Origin of the sequence: Sorangium sp. So ce321 (assembly GCF_051530195.1) — a bacterium.
Taxonomy (GTDB): domain Bacteria; phylum Myxococcota_A; class Polyangia; order Polyangiales; family Polyangiaceae; genus Sorangium.
In genome coordinates, this window is the sequence record NZ_CP150329.1 from 2,269,573 (window position 1) to 2,286,980 (window position 17,408).

General features: G+C 71.7%; 16 protein-coding genes and 1 pseudogene. 9 read left to right on the top strand and 8 right to left on the bottom strand.

Annotation, left to right across the window (positions count from 1 at the left end; genetic code table 11):
* Positions 1 to 236 precede the first annotated feature (236 nt).
* Positions 237 to 1,643: a sensor histidine kinase gene (locus WME89_RS08820; RefSeq protein ID WP_438008772.1), complete on the top strand. Its 1,407-nt coding sequence runs from the start codon at positions 237 to 239 to the stop codon at positions 1,641 to 1,643.
* Between the two features lie 25 nt (positions 1,644 to 1,668).
* Here WME89_RS08820 and WME89_RS08825 read toward each other — a convergent pair whose 3' ends face one another.
* Positions 1,669 to 2,196: a GNAT family N-acetyltransferase gene (locus WME89_RS08825; RefSeq protein ID WP_438008773.1), complete on the bottom strand. Its 528-nt coding sequence runs from the start codon at positions 2,194 to 2,196 to the stop codon at positions 1,669 to 1,671.
* An 8-nt stretch (positions 2,197 to 2,204) separates the two neighbouring features.
* Positions 2,205 to 3,452: a hypothetical protein gene (locus WME89_RS08830; protein WP_438008774.1), complete on the bottom strand. Its 1,248-nt coding sequence runs from the start codon at positions 3,450 to 3,452 to the stop codon at positions 2,205 to 2,207.
* 68 nt (positions 3,453 to 3,520) lie between these two features.
* Between WME89_RS08830 and WME89_RS08835 the strand changes: the two genes are divergently transcribed.
* Positions 3,521 to 5,050, top strand: coding sequence for a PLP-dependent aminotransferase family protein (locus WME89_RS08835; RefSeq protein WP_438008775.1), 1,530 nt, complete (start codon positions 3,521 to 3,523; stop codon positions 5,048 to 5,050).
* Between the two features lie 31 nt (positions 5,051 to 5,081).
* Here WME89_RS08835 and WME89_RS08840 read toward each other — a convergent pair whose 3' ends face one another.
* Entirely contained in the window at positions 5,082 to 5,828 is a 747-nt protein-coding gene (locus tag WME89_RS08840; protein WP_438008776.1) for an SDR family oxidoreductase, read from the bottom strand.
* 395 nt (positions 5,829 to 6,223) lie between these two features.
* Here WME89_RS08840 and WME89_RS08845 point away from each other — a divergent pair, with 395 nt between their 5' ends.
* Positions 6,224 to 6,814 (top strand): DUF3943 domain-containing protein, encoded by a 591-nt coding sequence (locus WME89_RS08845; RefSeq protein ID WP_438008777.1) that lies wholly within the window; start codon positions 6,224 to 6,226, stop codon positions 6,812 to 6,814.
* Here the strand turns inward: WME89_RS08845 and WME89_RS08850 are convergent.
* A complete protein-coding gene (locus tag WME89_RS08850) occupies positions 6,811 to 7,197 on the bottom strand; it encodes a hypothetical protein (protein WP_438008778.1) in 387 nt (128 codons plus the stop codon). The genes WME89_RS08845 and WME89_RS08850 overlap by 4 nt on opposite strands.
* A gap of 298 nt (positions 7,198 to 7,495) precedes the next feature.
* On the opposite strand from WME89_RS08850, the gene WME89_RS08855 reads away from it, so the two are divergent.
* Positions 7,496 to 7,846, top strand: a complete 351-nt coding sequence (locus WME89_RS08855) for a hypothetical protein (protein ID WP_438008779.1) — start codon at positions 7,496 to 7,498, stop codon at positions 7,844 to 7,846.
* 875 nt (positions 7,847 to 8,721) lie between these two features.
* A complete protein-coding gene (locus WME89_RS08860; protein ID WP_438011915.1) occupies positions 8,722 to 9,027 on the top strand; it encodes a fibro-slime domain-containing protein in 306 nt (101 codons plus the stop codon).
* Positions 9,028 to 9,156: 129 nt separating this feature from the next.
* Here WME89_RS08860 and WME89_RS08865 read toward each other — a convergent pair.
* From WME89_RS08865 to WME89_RS08875, 3 genes and pseudogenes are all read right to left on the bottom strand, one after another.
* Positions 9,157 to 9,501: pseudogene (locus WME89_RS08865) on the bottom strand (response regulator transcription factor); the annotation flags it as partial.
* A gap of 146 nt (positions 9,502 to 9,647) precedes the next feature.
* A complete protein-coding gene (locus tag WME89_RS08870) occupies positions 9,648 to 11,474 on the bottom strand; it encodes a glycoside hydrolase family 43 protein (RefSeq protein ID WP_438008780.1) in 1,827 nt (608 codons plus the stop codon).
* A gap of 485 nt (positions 11,475 to 11,959) precedes the next feature.
* A complete protein-coding gene (locus WME89_RS08875; RefSeq protein WP_438008781.1) occupies positions 11,960 to 12,235 on the bottom strand; it encodes a hypothetical protein in 276 nt (91 codons plus the stop codon).
* Between the two features lie 373 nt (positions 12,236 to 12,608).
* On the opposite strand from WME89_RS08875, the gene WME89_RS08880 reads away from it, so the two are divergent.
* From WME89_RS08880 to WME89_RS08890, 3 genes are all read left to right on the top strand, one after another.
* Entirely contained in the window at positions 12,609 to 14,030 is a 1,422-nt protein-coding gene (locus WME89_RS08880; protein WP_438008782.1) for a protein kinase domain-containing protein, read from the top strand.
* A gap of 65 nt (positions 14,031 to 14,095) precedes the next feature.
* Positions 14,096 to 14,530: a hypothetical protein gene (locus tag WME89_RS08885; protein ID WP_438008783.1), complete on the top strand. Its 435-nt coding sequence runs from the start codon at positions 14,096 to 14,098 to the stop codon at positions 14,528 to 14,530.
* Positions 14,481 to 14,930, top strand: coding sequence for a hypothetical protein (locus WME89_RS08890; protein ID WP_438008784.1), 450 nt, complete (start codon positions 14,481 to 14,483; stop codon positions 14,928 to 14,930). Before WME89_RS08885 ends, WME89_RS08890 begins: the two co-directional genes overlap by 50 nt.
* A gap of 81 nt (positions 14,931 to 15,011) precedes the next feature.
* Here WME89_RS08890 and WME89_RS08895 read toward each other — a convergent pair whose 3' ends face one another.
* Complete coding sequence (locus tag WME89_RS08895; protein WP_438008785.1) at positions 15,012 to 15,878, bottom strand: DMT family transporter; 867 nt, start codon at positions 15,876 to 15,878, stop codon at positions 15,012 to 15,014.
* A gap of 92 nt (positions 15,879 to 15,970) precedes the next feature.
* Here WME89_RS08895 and WME89_RS08900 point away from each other — a divergent pair, with 92 nt between their 5' ends.
* Positions 15,971 to 17,368, top strand: a complete 1,398-nt coding sequence (locus WME89_RS08900; RefSeq protein ID WP_438008786.1) for a hypothetical protein — start codon at positions 15,971 to 15,973, stop codon at positions 17,366 to 17,368.
* Positions 17,369 to 17,408: the final 40 nt, after the last annotated feature.

Below are 17,408 nucleotides of genomic sequence, written 5' to 3' on the forward strand. Positions count from 1 at the left end.
TCGTGGCGTCCTCGGCGCCGGCGAGCGAGCCGCGCGGCGTGACGACCAAACCAGCACAGCGGCAACGGGCGGAGTTGCCGTGTTTCCAGGACGCGCGCGATCGCCCTGGCTTCTGCGGGCTTCCGCTCGCCGCCGGCGCTCGACGTCGCTCCGGCACAGCTCCGCGGGCACCTTGCTCATCGCGCTGCCCGGTCTAGTTTTCGAGGGCGAATCGAGAGCAGGAAGGACCTCCGGCCATGCCGACGCGGACGCGCTTCGAGGCCACGGCGAAGATGGGCTACGCCGTTCTGACCGTGCTCCTGGCGGTCGGCATGGCGTTCTCGATTCGACGCTTCTCGTCCGTGGCAGACGCTCAGATCGCCCGGCTCCGCGCCAAGGAGCACACGATCGCGCTCGTGGAGCGGCTCCGGTGGAGCAGCGAGCTCGTCGTGTCCCAGGGCAGAGGCTACCTCCTCTCCGGAGAACAAGAGCTCCTCACAGAGACCCACGACTCCAGGGCGCGCCTCGACGAGAACGTTCGCGCGCTCCGCGACCTGCCGCTCAGCCCGACGGGGCTCCGGCTGGTAACGGATATCGACCAGGCGACCAGACAATTCACCCGGCTCCAGGAAGAGCTGTTCGCCGCCCGGCAGCGTTCCGAGGAGTTGGGCTCGCTCGTGCGCCGGTTCGACACGGAGCTGCGGCCGGCTCGCCGCGAGCTCGATCGCTCCCTCGCTCGCCTCGTCGACTACAAGGAAGCCGTCGTCAGGGATCACTACGAGCGCGCAAAGATAGAACGAGTCCAGCTGGAACGGCGGCTGTATGGCCTGCTGGGCTTGCTGGTGCTGGCTGGCTTCGGGATCGCCTGGTACTTCACGAAGCGGCTCGGCCGATCGTACGACCAGGTGCGCGACGCGCGCGAGGCCGCGCGCAAGGCCCTGGCGGCCCGCGATGAGCTCATGGGCATCGTGGCGCACGACCTGCGCAACCCGCTCGGCGCCATCATGATGAAGGCCGCGCTGGTGCGGAAGGGAGCGGAGCCGGAGAAGATACGGCAGCACGCGGCGTCGATCGAGAACGTCACCAGGCGGATGGAGCAGCTCATCCAATCCATGCTCGACGTGGCGACGATGGAGGCGAGCACGTTCTCCGTGACGCCGGCGCCGTGCGCGGTGGAGGACCTCCTCCGCGAGACCCTGGAGATGTTCGGGCCCCTCGCCGAGGCCAGGCAGATCCGGCTCGAGCCGCGCACGAACGAGCCCGGGCTCGTGATCCGCGCGGAGCGGGAGCGCGTGCTCCAGGTGCTGTCGAACCTCCTCGGGAACGCGCTGAAGTTCACGCCCCAGGGCGGTCAGGTGACCCTCTCGGTGGACCGGGAAGGGGCGACGGCCCGCTTCTCCGTCGCCGACACGGGGCCCGGGATCCCGCCCGAGAACCTCCCGAGCATCTTCGAACGGTTCTGGAAGGACGAGACGCGAGGCAAGAAGGGCACCGGGCTGGGGCTCTACATCGCCAGGGGGATCGTCGATGCGCACGGAGGCCGCATCTGGGTGGAGAGCGAGATCGGGCACGGCGCCCGGTTCTACTTCACGATGCCGATCGCGGAGCCGGTCGCGCAGGAGGCGCCCGCGGCGGAGAGGAGAGCGCCGCTGCACCCGGCCTGAGCAGGAGCCCAGGGCCCGGCGCGGCTCAGGCCCCGCCAGCCGCGCCCTCCTCGCGGACGCGCGCGTAGAGCAGGACGTCTCCCACCCGCCCGTCCTTCACCACGTGACGGCGCATCCGCCCCTCGTACGCGTAGCCCGCCTTCTCGAGCACGCGGGCGGACGCGCCGTTCCAGTCGAAGACCCCGGCCTGGATGCGCTCGAGGCCGAGCTGCTCGAGCCCGTACCGGGTCAGCGCGACCACGGCCCGGGTGGCCAGCCCGCGGCCCCAGTGGGGCGCGCCCAGCCAGTAGCCGATCTCCGCGGTGCGCCGGTGCACGTCGTCGAAGCGCTCGAGGCCGATCCCGCCGGCCACCTCCCCGTCCACCACGATCGCCATGTTGTCGCCGGGCGGCGCGTGCTCGGTGCAGAAGGCGATCCAGCCCTCGGCGTCCTCGCGCGTGTACGGGTGCGGGAACCGATCCCGGAGGTTCGCCCAGACGCGGCGGTCGTTCGCGTTCTTCGCGAGCGCGTCGGCGTCGGCCGGCGTCCAGGGACGGAGCGTGAGAGCGGGCATTTCGAGGATCATCGGGTCGCTTCCTCCGGCCGAGCCTCGCCGGCCCGGGTGGTCGATCGATCGAAGAGCTTCACGAGCAGCTCGGCCCCGAGGCCGGTCGCGATCATCCGCTCGCGGCGGTTCGAGAGCAGCTCGCCGAGCCACGGCACCGCGCCGCCGTCCCCGGCCGGCAGCTCGAGGCCGTCGTCCCGGCGGACGTGGAGCTGGACGAACGGCCCGGTGTAGTAGCCAAGCCCCTGCAGCCGCGCGAGATCGTGGACGACCTCGACCTCCGGCCGCGCGCGCGCGAGCGGCTCGGCCACCTCGGCGACCCAGCGCTCGGCCCGCGCGAGGAGCTCCGGCCCGAGGCCGAGCGACCGCGCGGCCCCCACGAGATCCGCGGCCGCGCGCGGCAGATCGACGGAGGCCTCGCGCAGGGCCGCCTCCGTCAACCCGGGCTCGTGCGCCTTCGCCCGCCGCGCCAGCGCGTCGGCGTCGAGGCCGCGCGCGGCGAGGCTCGCCCGGACGAGGGACGTGTCGGAGAGGACCACGCGCAGCCCGGCAGCGCGGAAGCCGGCGCCCGGCAGCGCGCGGACCAGATCGGCCCAGACGAGCAGGTGCTCGAGCAAGGCGCGCCGCTCGCACGCGTCGTCCTCGCCCCGGCCCGGCGAGCGGGCCGCGGTCGCGAGCGCGAACAGGCGGAAGTGCGGCGTGAAGCCCGGCGTCTTCGTGGGCTGCATGCGGAGGACGCGCTGGCTCGCGCAGAGCCGCAGCGCCTCGCCGCCCCGGGACTCGCGCCGGCGCCGCGCCGCGTGCAGCGCGAGCCCCGTCGTCGGGTCCGCGGCGACCTCGGCGAAGCGGACCGTCGCGAGCACGTTGTTCGGCTCGACGCCGGCGCACGCGGTGGCGCCGAGCGGGACGACCGGCGCGAGATCGACCACCTCGAAGTCCGCCGCCGCCGCGAACGCCGCCGCGTCGAAGGCGTGCAGGCGCCGGCCGTCGGCGGCGGAGGCGTGCGTCATCGGCGCCCGCTCCGCGTGGTCGAGGACGTCGGCGAAGCTCCGCCGCAGCGCGCGCTGGCGCAGGGAGTGGAGCAGGAGCGTGGTCAGCTCGTTGCCCGGGAGGTCCTCGGCCAGCAGGCGATCGAGCGGCTGCCCGGCGTGCGCCTCGGCCGCGCGGCGCGCGATGCGCGACGACAGCTCGCCGGTCTTGCCCTCGGCGGGCGCCCGCCCCTGGCGAGCGATGGGCGGCGTGGCGCGGTCGTCCTCGGTGCGCATGGCGTGCTCCTCGTCGACACAGTGACCTGCGCCTGGCACCCTGGAAAGGGCCACCGCAGGGGACTTCGATGGTGCCAGCGCCCTCCGCCTCCCACGCCTTCCTCCGCCTCCAGCGCGGCGCGCCCGCGACCCTGGCCGCCCAGCTCGTGGAGCAGCTGCGCCGCGCCGTCCTCGACGGCGTCCTCCAGCCCGATCACCTGCTGCCGTCGTCCCGCGAGCTCGCGCGGGAGCTCGGGGTGTCGCGCAACACCGCCGCGGCGGCGTACGAGGCGCTGGCCGCGGACGGCACCATCGTGGTCCGCCCGCGCCGGGCGCCGGTCGTCGCCCACGTGCCGGCGCGCGCGGGGTGGCAGGGCGCCGCCCGCGCCCAGCCCGCGGCGTCCGCGCCGCGCACCTCGAAGAGCGCGCGGCGCCTCGCGGCGGTGGTGCCGCCGGACAAGCTCGACGCGCTCCTCGAGAGCCGCGCCCGCTCGCGCCCTTTCGGCGTCGGCCTGCCGGACCTCGAGCTCCTCCCGTGGCGCATCCTCGACAGGTGCCTCGCGCGCCGCTTCCGCGCGATGTCGGCCGCCGACGCGCTGCTCGACGATCCGCGGGGCGCGCCGCTGCTCCGGCGCGCCGTGCTCCACCACGTCGCGGTGGCCCGGGGCGTGCGCGCGACGGTCGACCAGGTGTTCATCACCGAGGGGTCCCAGGCCGCGATCGACCTGTGCTGCCGCGCGCTGCTCGACCCTGGCGACGCCGCCTGGGTGGAGGACCCGGGGCCGCTCGCCCTGCGCGCGGCGGTGCGCATGGCGGGCGCGCGGCTGGTCCCGATCCCCGTCGACGAGGACGGGGTGCGCGTCGACGTCGGGGCGCGCCGGGCGCCGCGCGCGCGGGTCGCGTTCGTGTCCCCGGCCTACGCGTTCCCCTCCGGGGCGCGGCTCACGCTCCCGCGGCGCATCGAGCTCCTGGCCTGGGCCGGCAGGGCGGGCGCGGTCGTGGTCGAGATCGACTACGAGGGCGAGCTGCGGTTCGACGGCTCGCCGCTGCCCTCGCTCCTCGGCCTCGACATCGAGGGCGTGAAGGACCGCGTGATCCACGTGGGGTCCTTCAGCCGCTCGCTGTTCCCGGGCCTGCGCCTCGGCTTCATGATCGTGCCGCCCGCGCTGGTGCGCGCGGTGGCCGCGATGCGCGCGGCGTCGACGCGCTCGCCGCCGTACCTGCTCCAGGCCGCGCTCGCCGACTTCATCGACGAGGGCCATTTCGCGCGCCACCTCCGGAAGCTGAAGCAGGCGACGCGGCGCCGCCGCGACCTCGTGCTCGCGGAGCTCGGGCGCCTGCTGCCGGGCGCGGTGCGGGCGCGCGCCCCGGCGGGGGGGTCGGTGCTGACGCTCGACCTGCCGGCGGACGCGGACGACGTCGCGATCGTCCAGGCGCTCGCGGCGCGGGGCGTGGACGCGCTGCCGCTCTCGCGCAGCGCGGCGTCGCGCGCCGGGGCGTCGCGCGCGCCCGGGCTCATCCTGGGGTTCGGCGCGCACGCGGAGCCGGCGCTCCTGGAGGCGGCGAGGACGCTCGCGGCCGTCGTGGCCCGGGCGATCGGGGCGCGCGAGCGGCGATGAAGCGCCAGCGGGCTGGCGGGACTCAGCGGGCTCAGCGGCCGCCAGCGACGTCCAGCAGGGAGCCCGTGCAGTAGGAGGACTCGCTCGAGGCGAGCCACAGGATCGCGCGCGCGACCTCCTCGGGGCTGCCGGCGCGGCCGAGGGGGAGGGTCGCGCCGAGCCGCTCGGCGCGCCCTGGGTCGCCGCCGCTCGCGTGGATGTCGGTGTCGATGATCCCCGGCCTCACGGCGTTGACGCGGATGCCCTCGGCCGCGACCTCCTTCGCGAGGCCGATCGTGAGCGCGTCGACCGCGGCCTTCGAGGCGGCGTAGTCGATGTACTCGCCCGGGGAGCCGAGCTGCGAGGCCCGGGACGAGACGTTCACGATGGCGCCTCCCGTGCCGCCGCGGCGCGTCGACATGCGCCGGACCGCCTCGCGCGCGCAGAGGACGCTGCCGAGGACGTTGGTGGCGAGGACGCGCTGCACGCGCGCCGCGGTCATGTCCTCGAGGCGCGCCTGTCGGTCGAGCACGCCCGCGTTGTTCACGAGCGCCGTGACCGGCCCCAGGGCGCCGTCGACGGTCTGGAACAGGCGCACGACGTCGTCTTCCACGCTCACGTCGGCCGCGACCGCGAGGGCGACGCCGCCGCGCGCGCGGATCGCGTCGACCACCCGCGCGGCGGAGGCCTCGTCGCGCAGGTAGCTCACCGCGACCGCGTAGCCCCGCTGCGCGGCGAGCGACGCGGTGGCGGCGCCGATGCCGCGGCTGCCGCCCGTGACGATCATGATCTCGGCCATGCCGCCGGAGCATACTCGAGCCTTCCGGAGGGCCGGCGCCGCTGCTCGGCGCCGCGCTGGCGCCAGGCAGTGGGGGAATGAGCGCGGCGCCGCGGACGCCCGCCACGGACGGGGAGGGGAGCTGGCGCGCGGTTCTCCTGGCGCCCGATGCTCGCCGCCGCGCTAGACTCGCGTCCGGCCGCCGCCCCCGGCGCGCGCCGCGTCCGCTGTCCCCGATGGGCCCGATCCGCACGTGCGCCGCCGCTTTCCTCGCCGTCGTCTCGGCCGCGTGCGCCGGTCAGGCCACGGTGGCTGCTCCGGTGGAGTCGGCCGCTGCGCGGGCTGACTCGGCTGCTCCGCGCGGTGACTTGGCCGCTGCGCGGGCTGACTCGGCGGTTCCCCCGGAGGGCGCGCCCGTGCCGGAGGCCACGGGCATTCGCCCTCGCGCCGCGGCCGAGGCGGGCGCCGCTGCGCCGGAGAGCGCCGACCCTGCCTGGGCGCCGCCGATCCTGCACTCGCTGGCCGTGTTCACGGTGACCCGCAGCGTCGAAGCGGTGCTGTGGCCCGACCCCTTCGCCGACTTCCGCCCGGAGCGCTGGGGATACCACTATGGCGAGGCGTTCACGAAGCCGCCGCTCTTCGACGCCGCTCAGCCGGCCTTCCGGTGGGATCACGACCCCTGGCCGATCAACGTGTTCGGCCACGGCCTGCTCGGGAGCGAGATCTACCTGAGGGCCCGGACTTGCCGCTTCAGCGCCCCGGCCGCGGTGGCGTTCGCCATCGCCGGCACCCACCTCTGGGAATATGGCTACGAGGCCAACGGCGTCCGCCCCTCGGCCCTCGATCTCGTCTATACGCCGCTCGCGGGGGCCCTCCTGGGCGAGCTGCGGTATGCCACCTGGCGCGCGGCCAGGGGCATCCGGAGCGCCCCGGCGCGCTCGCTCGTGCGCGCGCTCGTGGACCCGTTCGGCGAGATCGAGAGAGGCGCCGGCGTCTTCGACTGCTAGCTGGAGCGCTCATTCTGGAACGACCGGTCCAGAATGAGCGACAGGCGCGAGGTATCAGAACGCGAAGTCGCGACAGGCGCGAGGTATCGAAACGCGAAGTCGACGGCGACCTGCTTGAAGCTCGATAGTGGCTTCCACTCCGGCCTCGCGGGCATGATCTGCTCCAGCGCGGTCATGAGAAAGGTGTAACCGAGCCCGATCGGCAGAAACAGCTCCAGGCTCTTGTGGAGGTAGTGGCAGGCCAGCAGGGGCAGGAGGATGATCGTGGGGCGAAAGGCGTGCGCGAACGCAACACGCAGCGGCTCCGCGGCTCCTGCGCTCAGTCGGGCGTGTAGAGCCACTCCCGGGCCTTGCATGACGCCGAAGCCGACGGGCGCGCGCATGACGCAGCCTTGCGCACCGCGCCCCGCGGCGGCATCGCGGCCATCTCCACGGTCGCCGAAGGCTCTACGTGGGCGAGCGCACGGTCGCCGTCGGCGCGCGGCGCGGAGCGGTCGCCGTCGGCGCGCGGCGCGGAGGCGAAGGGCGCGCACGCCACGAGGTCGTACCGCCTGGGCGTCATGCAAGCCTCGTTGTGAGCGGGGATGGATCCGGCCTCGGGTACAGAGCACGATCGCGGCCTGTTCGCAGGGCTCGGGCTTCGAGGACTGGGGCGCCGGGGTCGGGGTCGATCTCAACAGTTTGTCGGGGGAGAAGACCGCCTACGACGCCTCGGGGTACACCGGCATCAAGTTCTGGGCCAAGGTCGGCCCGACCTCGGCGACGGCTGCGAAGGTCATGATCTCGGATCAGAGCACGGCTCCGGAAGGCGGCGTCTGCACCACGGCGTGCAACGACAACTGGGCGAAGTCGCTCTCTCTCACCGAGGAGTGGAAGGCGTTCACGATTCCCTTCGCGGATCTCGCGCAGGGCGGCTGGGGCGATCCGGCGGCCACGGACGCGATCGACGCGTCGAAGATCTACTCGATCCAGTTCCAGTTCAACACCGTGCCCGAGTTCGACCTCTGTATAGACGACATCACCTTCTATTGATCGCCTGAAGGCTGTCTTCAAACTGCTGGGCATGAGGTGCTGTCCGGGGGACCTTTGGCATGGCGTGCCCTGGCGTGCCGGCGTGCCCGATGATGCTCGCAGGGATCTTGGACGTGGCCGTGCGCAGCCTGACGAGCGAGGTCAGCAGCGCGATACATCAACATGAGACTTCATGAGTCATTGTGCTGAATGTCCGTGCGGGCTCGAGCGGCGGCCTTTCGAAACGAGGTAGTGAGATGGCTGCGAAGTTTGGTCTCGTGACGGCGTTTGCTCTTATGGGAATACTGAGCGCTTGTGCTGCTGGCAATGATGAAAGTGCCGGCGACGACAGCACCGGGGGAAGCTCGTCGCCTCCGGGAAGCTCCAGTGGAGCGACGACGGGTCCGGGAAGCGCCAGCGGGGCGACGACGAGCAGCGGCGGCGATTTCGGCACCATCGACCCGGGCGGCTCCGCTGGCGGGGGTGGAGGCGGCACGGTCCCTGGCCAGGGCAACGGCGAGTCGTGCGACGGCAAGTACACCGGAACGATCCGTGATTTCCACGACAGCTTCCCCGACATGGAACCGGGGCACTCCGGCAAGTGCGATGTCTGCGACGATCGCGCGATTGTCGCCGACACGCTCGGAGCTGACTTCAAGCCGGTCTACGCCGGTGATGCTCAGGGCACCTTGACCACGACCGGTCCGGCGAACTTCGACATGTGGTACCATGACGCCGAGGGCGTGAACTACCCGATGCCGCTCACGCTCCAGTTCGTCGACCCCGAGGGCGACGGGGTGTGGACGTACGATGACCAGGAGTTCTTCCCCATCGACGGGATGCTGTTTGGGAACGAAGGTCGGCCCCACAACTATCATTTCACCTTCGAGATGCACATGGGCTTCATCTACAATGGCGGCGAGAAGTTCACGTTCGCCGGCGACGATGACGTCTTCACGTACATCGATGGCAAGAAGGTCGTCGACCTCGGCGGAATTCACGCCCAGGAGACGGCGGCCGTCGATCTCGACACGCTGGGCCTCGAGGTGGGACGGCAGTATCAGCTCGACTTCTTCTTCGCCGAGCGCCACGTGACCGACTCCCATTTCCGGGTCGAGATCGACGAGCTGCTCTTGCGTGAGCACGCACCCTGCGCGCCCGGCCAGCGCGTGGAGCAGATCGAACTCGTAGGTCGTGAGTGACAGCTCCGGGCCGCCGAGGGGCGCCCTCCGCGCGGCCGGATCGATGGTGAGCGAGCCGGCGACGAGGCGGCGCTCGGAGGCGAGGCCCGCGACGCCACGGGCGCGCCGCGCCTGCGCCCGGATGCGCGCCAGGAGCTCCCGCGCCGAGAACGGCTTGGCGATGTAGTCGTCGGCGCCTCCTTCGAGGCCCATCACGCGGTCGGCCTCCTCGCCGCGCGCCGTGACCATGATGATCGGCGTGTCGACGCGGGCGCGGAGCTGCTGGCAGACCTCGAAGCCGTCGAGCTCGGGGAGCATGAGATCGAGGAGGACGACGTCGGGGCGCTCGCGCAGGACACAGGCGATGCCCTCGCGGGCCTCGGTCGCGAGCGTGACGCGGATGTCGTGGGATTCGAGGTACCGCGCCGTGAGCCGCGCGAGCTTCTCGTCGTCCTCGATGTACACGATCGACGCTGTGCCTCTCTCCGGTGCCATCGTCACGGCAGGGTAGCACTCGCGCGCCGCGCGGAAGCGTCGGTTAACCGATGCTTAACATGTGACCCCCTGGGGGAGCGACCGGTCGGCGCGATGCCCGCACCTCAAGGTAAACCGACGACGGGGCAGAGCTCGCGCCGATCTGCTCACGGCTGCTCCGTGTACGCATAGAGGCCGATGTAGGTCCCGACGAAGCCGCCGGCCTGCTGCGTGCTCAGGATCTTCCCGTCGACCTCTTCCAGGAGGCTGACCCACGCCCCGGGCTCACGCGCGTAGGAGAAGCTGTAGGCGGCGCCCTGCGCCTCGATCTTGAGGTGGATGGGCGCGCCCGCGGAGAGGTCGAGCGGAGCCGAGGCGATCACCTGGGGTTCGCCGTTCGCGGTGCTCCCGGCCTTCTTCTCCAGCTGGATGACCGGCTTGCCGTCCGCCAGCGTGACGCCCAGGAAGTAATAGAAGTCGTCGTTCTGGAACGCGACCAGCCCCGCCGCGTCCCCTGGCGCTGACGGCAGGTACTTCATGGCCGTGGAGGCGGAGGCCCAGCCGTGCTGCTGCCGCCTACCGACGAACGACGGTTGCTCGCGCTGCCCGAGGTGGGCAGCGCGCGCCTTCAAGGTAAGCCACCCGGGCGACGCGGTGAGATCGTGCCATTGCTCGACGGGCGTGCGGATGAAGTTCCAGGTCGGGGCGAGCTCGTCGCCGTCGAACTCATCCCGGTACGTGAAGTTGCCGCTCATCGGGATGGCCGGCGCCGGCTGCGGCGGCAGGGCTGGGGTTTCGTGCACGTAGGGCACCGTCTCCGTGCCTGCCGTGATGACCGGCCAGCCGTCGACCCACCGGACGGGCATCAGGAACGTCTCGCGGCCCGTGTTGTAGAGATCGCCCTCGTAGGGCCGAGTGCCCAGGAAGACGGACCACCAGTCGCCGTTCGGCAGCTGAACGAAGTCGGCGTGGCCGGTGGAGGTCACCGGGAAAGGCCGGTTGCGATCGAGGTGGCGTTGCGTGAGGATAGGATTGCCCGCGTAGGGCTCGTACGGGCCGGTCACCGACGCGCTGCGGAACACCACCTCGGAGTGCTGATCGCCTGTGCCGCCCTCGGCGGCGATCAGGTAGTATGTTCCATCCACCTTGAAGATGTGGGGTCCCTCGATCCAGATCGGCTTCTTCGAGATGTCGACGCCGCCGTCGACGATCACCGAGCGCGGGCCGACCATCTTCTGCGTCGCCACGTCGAACTCCTGGATCCAGAGCGCTCGGTGGCCGTCGTAGAGCGACGCGCCAGCCGGCGGGCCGTTGTTGACGACGTAGGCCTTGCCGTTGTCGTCGAAGAAGAAGGAGGGGTCGATCCCGTCGACGCTGTTGAGCGAGATGGCGTCCGACCATGGCCCCGCCGGGTCGGTGGCGGTCACGAAGAAGTTGCCGCCGCCGCCGACGAGCGTGGTGACCATGTAGAACACGCCGTCGTGGTATCTGATCGCCGGCGCGAAGATGCCCTCGGAGATCTCCTGGCTGTCGAGGTCGAGCTGCGAGGGGCGGTCGAGCACGTGCCCGAGCTGCGTCCAGTGGACGAGATCGCGGCTGTGGAAGATCGGGACGCCGGGGAAGTAGGAGAACGAGGAGTTGACGAGGTAGTAGTCCTCCCCGACCCGGCAGATGCTGGGATCAGGGTGGAACCCCGCGAGGATCGGGTTCGAGTACTCGCCTTCCCCCGCCGTGAACTCCTGATAGACGGGGTCCTTGCCCTCGTACTCGAACCAGCTGAACTGCGGGTTCTTGCTGGGGGCCATCGAGGTATCCGGGTCGGGGCCGGTGCCGCCGTCGCCGCCGCCGCCGCCGGTGCCCGGGTCGGGGCCGGTGCCGCCGTCGCCGCCGGTCCCCGGCTCGGGGCCGGTGCCGCCGTCGCCGCCGGTCCCCGGCTCGGGGCCTTGATCGCCGCTCGTACCAGGGGGGGCGTCCTCGCTGGTGCACGCGCTCATGAGGAGCGCCAGCAGAACGAAGGTGGCGCGCGCCGCGCGCTGATGGGAGCGCCCCGCCAGCCATCGACCTCCATCGACAGACACGAGCTTGCCAGAAACCCCGGATGACCGCGCCTGACTCGGCTCGCTCTCACGACCATACAGCGCTCCCCCGGGCCTCCACTCACTTCCAGGGGGGGCAACCATCTCGGACAAACTCTTCATGAAGAACACCTCGCTGGCCAGGATGGACAGGACCACGTCAAGAACCTCGGGAAGCCTCGGGACTCGCCGGAAACGACCAAAGGCCGCCCGGAGAGTACTCAAGTCTATGGCCTTAGTAAATACATATTAATAGATTTTAACCTGGGTCGGCTCACCTCGACCTGGGTTGGTCAATCCGTCCAGCGCCAACCTCGGTCGCAACGTCAACCTGGGTCGAGTCGCCACTTTCGCTCACCGCCTCCGGGCGCGCGGCGGGCGGCCGGCCGGCTCCGCCGCCGCGCCTATCGATAGAAAGCGACGTCGTCGATCCAGATGCTGAAGGCTCGAGGCCCGAGTACGATGAAATGGAGCGTCTTGAGCTCGTCCATCTTCACCTCGTCGAACTGCATTCCGAACCCTTGTTGCACGAGGCATGAGGCCGTGATGTGGAAATACCTCCACCGGGAATCCAGGGCAAAGGACGTGTGGAAATGATCGTTGCAGCTCGTGTGAGGCTCGGTCGGCTCCCGTACGCAGATGCCGCCGCCCGAGACGGTCTGCCTGTCGACGAAATCCACGTTCAACTCCGTCGGGGAGTCTCCGTCTGCCCTGGCCCAGAAGGTGATGCCGCGGTACTCGGAGGCGTCGTAGAAGGTGCTGTTCAGGATCGGTGCCGACGCCGGCCCCCCATGTGGTGAAGCCTTCCCCGCTCGTGTGCATGGCCATCTCGCTGATCTCACCCTGGATGCCTGAGCGCGGCGGGTCGATTTCGCTGACGATGCGAGCTGAGTCCGTGGGCGCCTGCACCCCTCCTGTACCGTCGTTGAACACGAACCAGTACGCATGCCGGCCCTCTGTGTATTTGATCCTGTTGTTGCCGTCCTCCAGATCAGTTCCCGAGCGCAGCGATCGGACCTCATGGTATAAGCCTGGCCCGACGCGGTGGGACCCATGTCGCTTGACTTCCACGAGGGGACGCTGTTCGCAGGCAGGTACCGCGTGGTGCGTAGCCTCGCGACCGGCGCGATGGGCGCCGTGTACGAGGTCATCCACGTCGAGACGGAGCGCCGCCGGGCGCTCAAGGTGATGCACCTGCACCTTGCCGAAAGCCCGGAGTTCCGCGCCCGGTTCAAGCTGGAGGCGCGCATCGCCGCGCGCATCGCGACCGAGCACATCGTCGAGGTGTTCGACGCCGGGATCGACGTGGACACCGGCATGCCGTTCCTCGTCATGGAGCTGCTCCGTGGCCAGGATCTCAGCAAGCGCCTCCGCAGCTCCGGGCGCCTTCCGCCGGAAGAGGCCGTCGCCTGCCTGCGCCAGACCGCGCTCGCCCTCGACAAGACGCACGCCGCCGGGGTCGTCCACCGCGACCTCAAGCCGGCCAACCTCTTTCTGGCAGAGAGCGACGACGACGAGGAGCCCCGGATCAAGGTGCTCGACTTCGGCATTGCCAAGCTCGTCGCCGAGACAGCGCTCGACTCGGCGACCACCGCGGCGCTCGGGACGCCGCTTTACATGGCGCCTGAGCAGTTCGACGGCGGGTCGATCTCCAGGGCGGTAGATATCTTCGCCCTCGGCATGATCGCTTACACGCTCCTCGTCGGCAAGGCGTACTGGCTGCACGACATGCGGGAGTTCCAGGTCACGCTCGCGTTCGCGGCGCTCGCCGTGCACGGCCCGCAGGAGCCCGCGTGTGCGCGCGCGGCGCCCGAGGGGGTGAGCCTGCCTCCGGCCTTCGACGCCTGGTTCGCCAAGGCGACGGCGCGCGCCCCCGAGGCGCGCTTCGCGACCGCATCGGCCGCGGTGGAGGCGCTCGCCGAGGTCTTCGACCTCCCCTCCATGCCGGTGAGGTCGTCGCGCCTGTCCGCCCTGGAGACGCCGCTCCCGCGCGGGAGCGTGTGGCCCGCGTCGCCGGTGCCCGGCGCCGCTCGGTTCTCCAGCGCGGGCGTGGAGACCAGGGTTGTCCCCGCGAAGCCGCGGAGCCGCTCCGCGCTCGCGGTCGCGGCGCTCGTCACGCTCGGCGGGGGCGCCATCGCCTTGACCTCGCTGGGCGGCCGGGCGCCCGCGGCCCTCGGCGGCGCGGAGCGCGCGCAGGCCGCGCAGGCGGCGGCGCTCTCGCCGGCCGCTGCGCCGCCCGATCCCGCTTTCATCGAGGCCTCCGCGGCGCCCGGAGGGCACGACCTCGTGGCGCCTGCGCCCTCGGCCTCCGCGCCGCGCGCCGACAGCGACCCTGCGCTCGCCCACGCGGCGCCGTCCGCGAGCGCGACGCTCCCGGCGACGCCGCCAAACGCGGAGCGCAAGCCCGCGCCGTCCGCGCAGCGGCGGAGGTCAGCTGCATCCACGTCCCGGGAGTCGCTCTACACGGCTGACTGAACGCAGGGGGGCAGCGGAGCGCTGATCTCCTGGCTGGGACGAACCCGAAGGATTTCATCTCGCCGATGCGCGTCTATTCGCCTGGGTACCTCTTGAGCGGCTTGCTGAGCGTCGCGATCGCCGCCCCGGCCAGCGCGCAAACCGACGCGGTGGCCATGGCCGAGTCGCTCTTCGTGCGCGGCCGTGCGGACATGCTCGCGGGCCGGTATGAGACCGGCTGTCCTGCGCTCGCCGAGAGCCATCGCCTCGACCCTCGCCCAGGGCGGCTGTTCACGCTCCCCGAGTGCGAGGCCAGGCGGGGGCGCATCGCGACTGCGGTCGCGCGCTACAACGATTATCTGGCGCTGTACTCCCGCATGTCGGAGGCCGAGCAGATCAAGCAGCACGAGCGCTACAGAGTCGAGGACGATCCATCTCGAGGTGGAGCGGCCCGTCGAGGAGCCGCCGCCCGTGAGGTCGCAGGGCCCGTCGGTGAAGCAGGGCGTCGCGCCGCCCGGTGACCGCGTGGCTGACCCCGCGCCGGCGCCGCCGGCCTCGGGGCCCGGCGGGCGGCGCGCGCTGACCTACGTGACGGGCGGTCTCGCCGTGAGCGGGCTGGTCCTCGGGTCGGTGACGGGGTGGATGGCGCTCGGCGAGAGCAGCCGGGCGGCCAGGGAGTGCTCGGATATCGGCCCCGACGTGGCGGAGTGCAGCCCTCTCGGGAAGGCCGCCGGCGACCGCGCGAAGCACCTCGGGCTGGTGAGCACGATCGGCTTCGGCGCCGGCGGCGCGCTGGCGGGCGCGGCGGTGCTGCTCCTCCTGACGGAGCCGCCCCCGCCGCTCCCGCGCACGGGCGCGGTGAGCTGGTCGCTGCTCGCGGGACCGACCGGCGCCGGCCTCGCGGTGCGCAGCCGCTGGTGAGCGCGCCCGCGCGCATCACCGCCGAAGGTGGTGATGAACGAAGAGGGGAGAGCGAAACGATTCGAGGGCATCCAGGGCTCCTCAGGTCGGACGCACGACCCCGTAGACAGCGAGCGCCGCGAGGGCCATTCCGGCGATCTGCATCAGGCTCAGGGTCTCGCCGAAGAGCCCGAACGCCATGAGGGCCGCGACCGGCGGCACGAGGTAGAGGAGCGTCGCCACGCCCACCACCGCGCCCTGCCGGATCAGGTAGAGCAGGAGCCCGACCGCCCCGATCGAGAGCCCGAACACCGCCCAGAGCAGCCCCGCGCAGAGCGGGAGCGTGAGCTCCATCCGGCCCTGCTCGGCCAGCAGCACCACCGGCAAGGTGACGAGGGCGGCTCCGATGTACTGGATGACGGCATTGACCCGCAGGTCGACCCCGCCGCCGGTGCGCTTCTGCCAGAGGGTGCCGAGCGTCATCGACAGCATCCCCAGGACGGCGACCCCGAGCGAGAGCGGCGGCACGCCGGCCCCGAGCTTCGGGAGCACGACGAGACAGGCCCCCAGGAAGCCGAGCCCGATGCCGAGCCAGCGGCGCGGCGAGACCCGCTCGCCGAGCAGCGGCCCGGCGAGCGCCGCCGTGACCAGCGGCTGCAGCCCCGCGACCAGCGCCGAGATGCCCGCCGGGAGCCCGTGCTTCACCGACCAGAACACCGCGCCGAGGTAGAACCCGTGCAGCAGGGCACCAGCCACGAGAGCGTCCCGCCACGACCGCGCCGAGCTCGGCCATCGCGCCCGCGTCATGAGCGCAATGACGGCCAGCACGAGCCCGGCGAGCGCGTAGCGCACCAGAAGAAAGGTGAGCGGCTCCGCGTGAGGCGCCACCAGCCGCGCGACGATGAACCCCGTCGACCAGATGACGACGAAGAGCGGAGGCGCGATGCGGGTGAGGCGTGGAGAGGGCATGGAAGGAAGCGCGGGACGAGGCTGGACGCGCGGTGTTACAGCATGGAGCGGAGTATCGCAACGGGGGCGCTCAGGAGGAGCAGAGGCATTCCATGATGACCGAGGGACCCGAGCCGTCGTGCACGGCGGTGGCTGCCGCCGAGACGCTCGCCGCGCAGCACCTCGAGCGCGACGCCGCCAGCTGCCTCGACGCCGCGCTCGCCCTGGCGGCCACGCTGCACGCGCCGGGGCAGCGCGAGCGCTACCGACATCTGCTCGAACGCGCGATCGAGCAGGCCGATCGCGCGCTGGCCGCCGCCGAGCAGGAGCGCGCCGCCCTCCAGGAACATGAGCTCGCCGTCGGAAGAGAGCGACTCCTCGCGACGAGGATGGGCGCCCGTTCGACGCTGGCGAGGGCCCACGCGGCGCGAGCAGAAGACGCGCTTCACGGCGCGGGGCAGCTCTCGTTGAGCGCGCAGCGCGCGCCGACGCGCGAAGCGTGCGACGACGGCTGGCGGCGCGTGGAGGCGATCGCAGCCGGCGCGGAGGCCTCGGCCCGCGCGGCCGCGATCAGCGCCACAGAGCTCGAGGCCGGCTCGCCGCGGTCGAGAGTCGCCCGCGCGGCGCATGCGGCAGCTCACAAGGCCGAGGTCGCCGCCCGCGCGGCGCGCAGGATCATCGACGAGCGGAACCACGCGTATACGTTCCACACGGACAACGGCTTCTCCTTCGGCGAGGGGTGGTACGTCGCCGCGGCCGCCGTCCTCGAGGGCGCGGCCATCCAGGTCGAGCCAGGCAAGGCCGGAACACCGCAAGCCGAGGCGTTTCTTCGCGATGCAGGCCTCCGCGATCACCTTCAGGCGTACCGCTCGCGCCCGCGCGCGGTGAAGCAGACGACGGAGATCGTCGCGCGCGCCTTCAAGGCCGAGCCGTCCTCCGCCCAGCGGCGGCTCCGCGCGGCCTTTCTCGGGGACGCGCCGATTCCGGAGTCGGTGACCGGCTGGGTCGACCGCAGGCTCGCGGAAGCGTGCGCGGGAAAGCCATGTCGGAGGAAGGTGCTGCTCTGGATCCGCGAGGGGCTCCACCACCCGCACCGGAACACGACGCTCGTCGAGCTTCTGGAGCTGACGGACCTCGTTCAACGCACGGGGCTCGTGCCTGTGTTGACCGGCGACGCCCTTCGAGACGGCAAAATCCCCGAGGGCGCGGTCGACATGACCCTCTTCTGGAAGGACCCCACCTTTCGACGACTCGACATGCGTCGGGCGCAGCTGCAGTTCTTCGAGCACTTGCAGCGAGCGCACGGCCTCGTCGGCCAGCTCGGCGTCACGACCGCGGGGATGGATGGCCCCGCGCTCATGGGGCTTCCCACGATGTACCTCACCGATGCGCCGAACGTGCGCATGCGGGAGTGGGTCGGCGCGGTGCCGGGATACCAGGAGATCGTGCGCGAGATTGATTATCTCGAGCGCGTCCGCCGTGTGTTGCTCGAATGGGCCGCAGCTTCGTAGGCGGACGATCATTCATCGAGCGTCGCCCGCCGTGACAGCG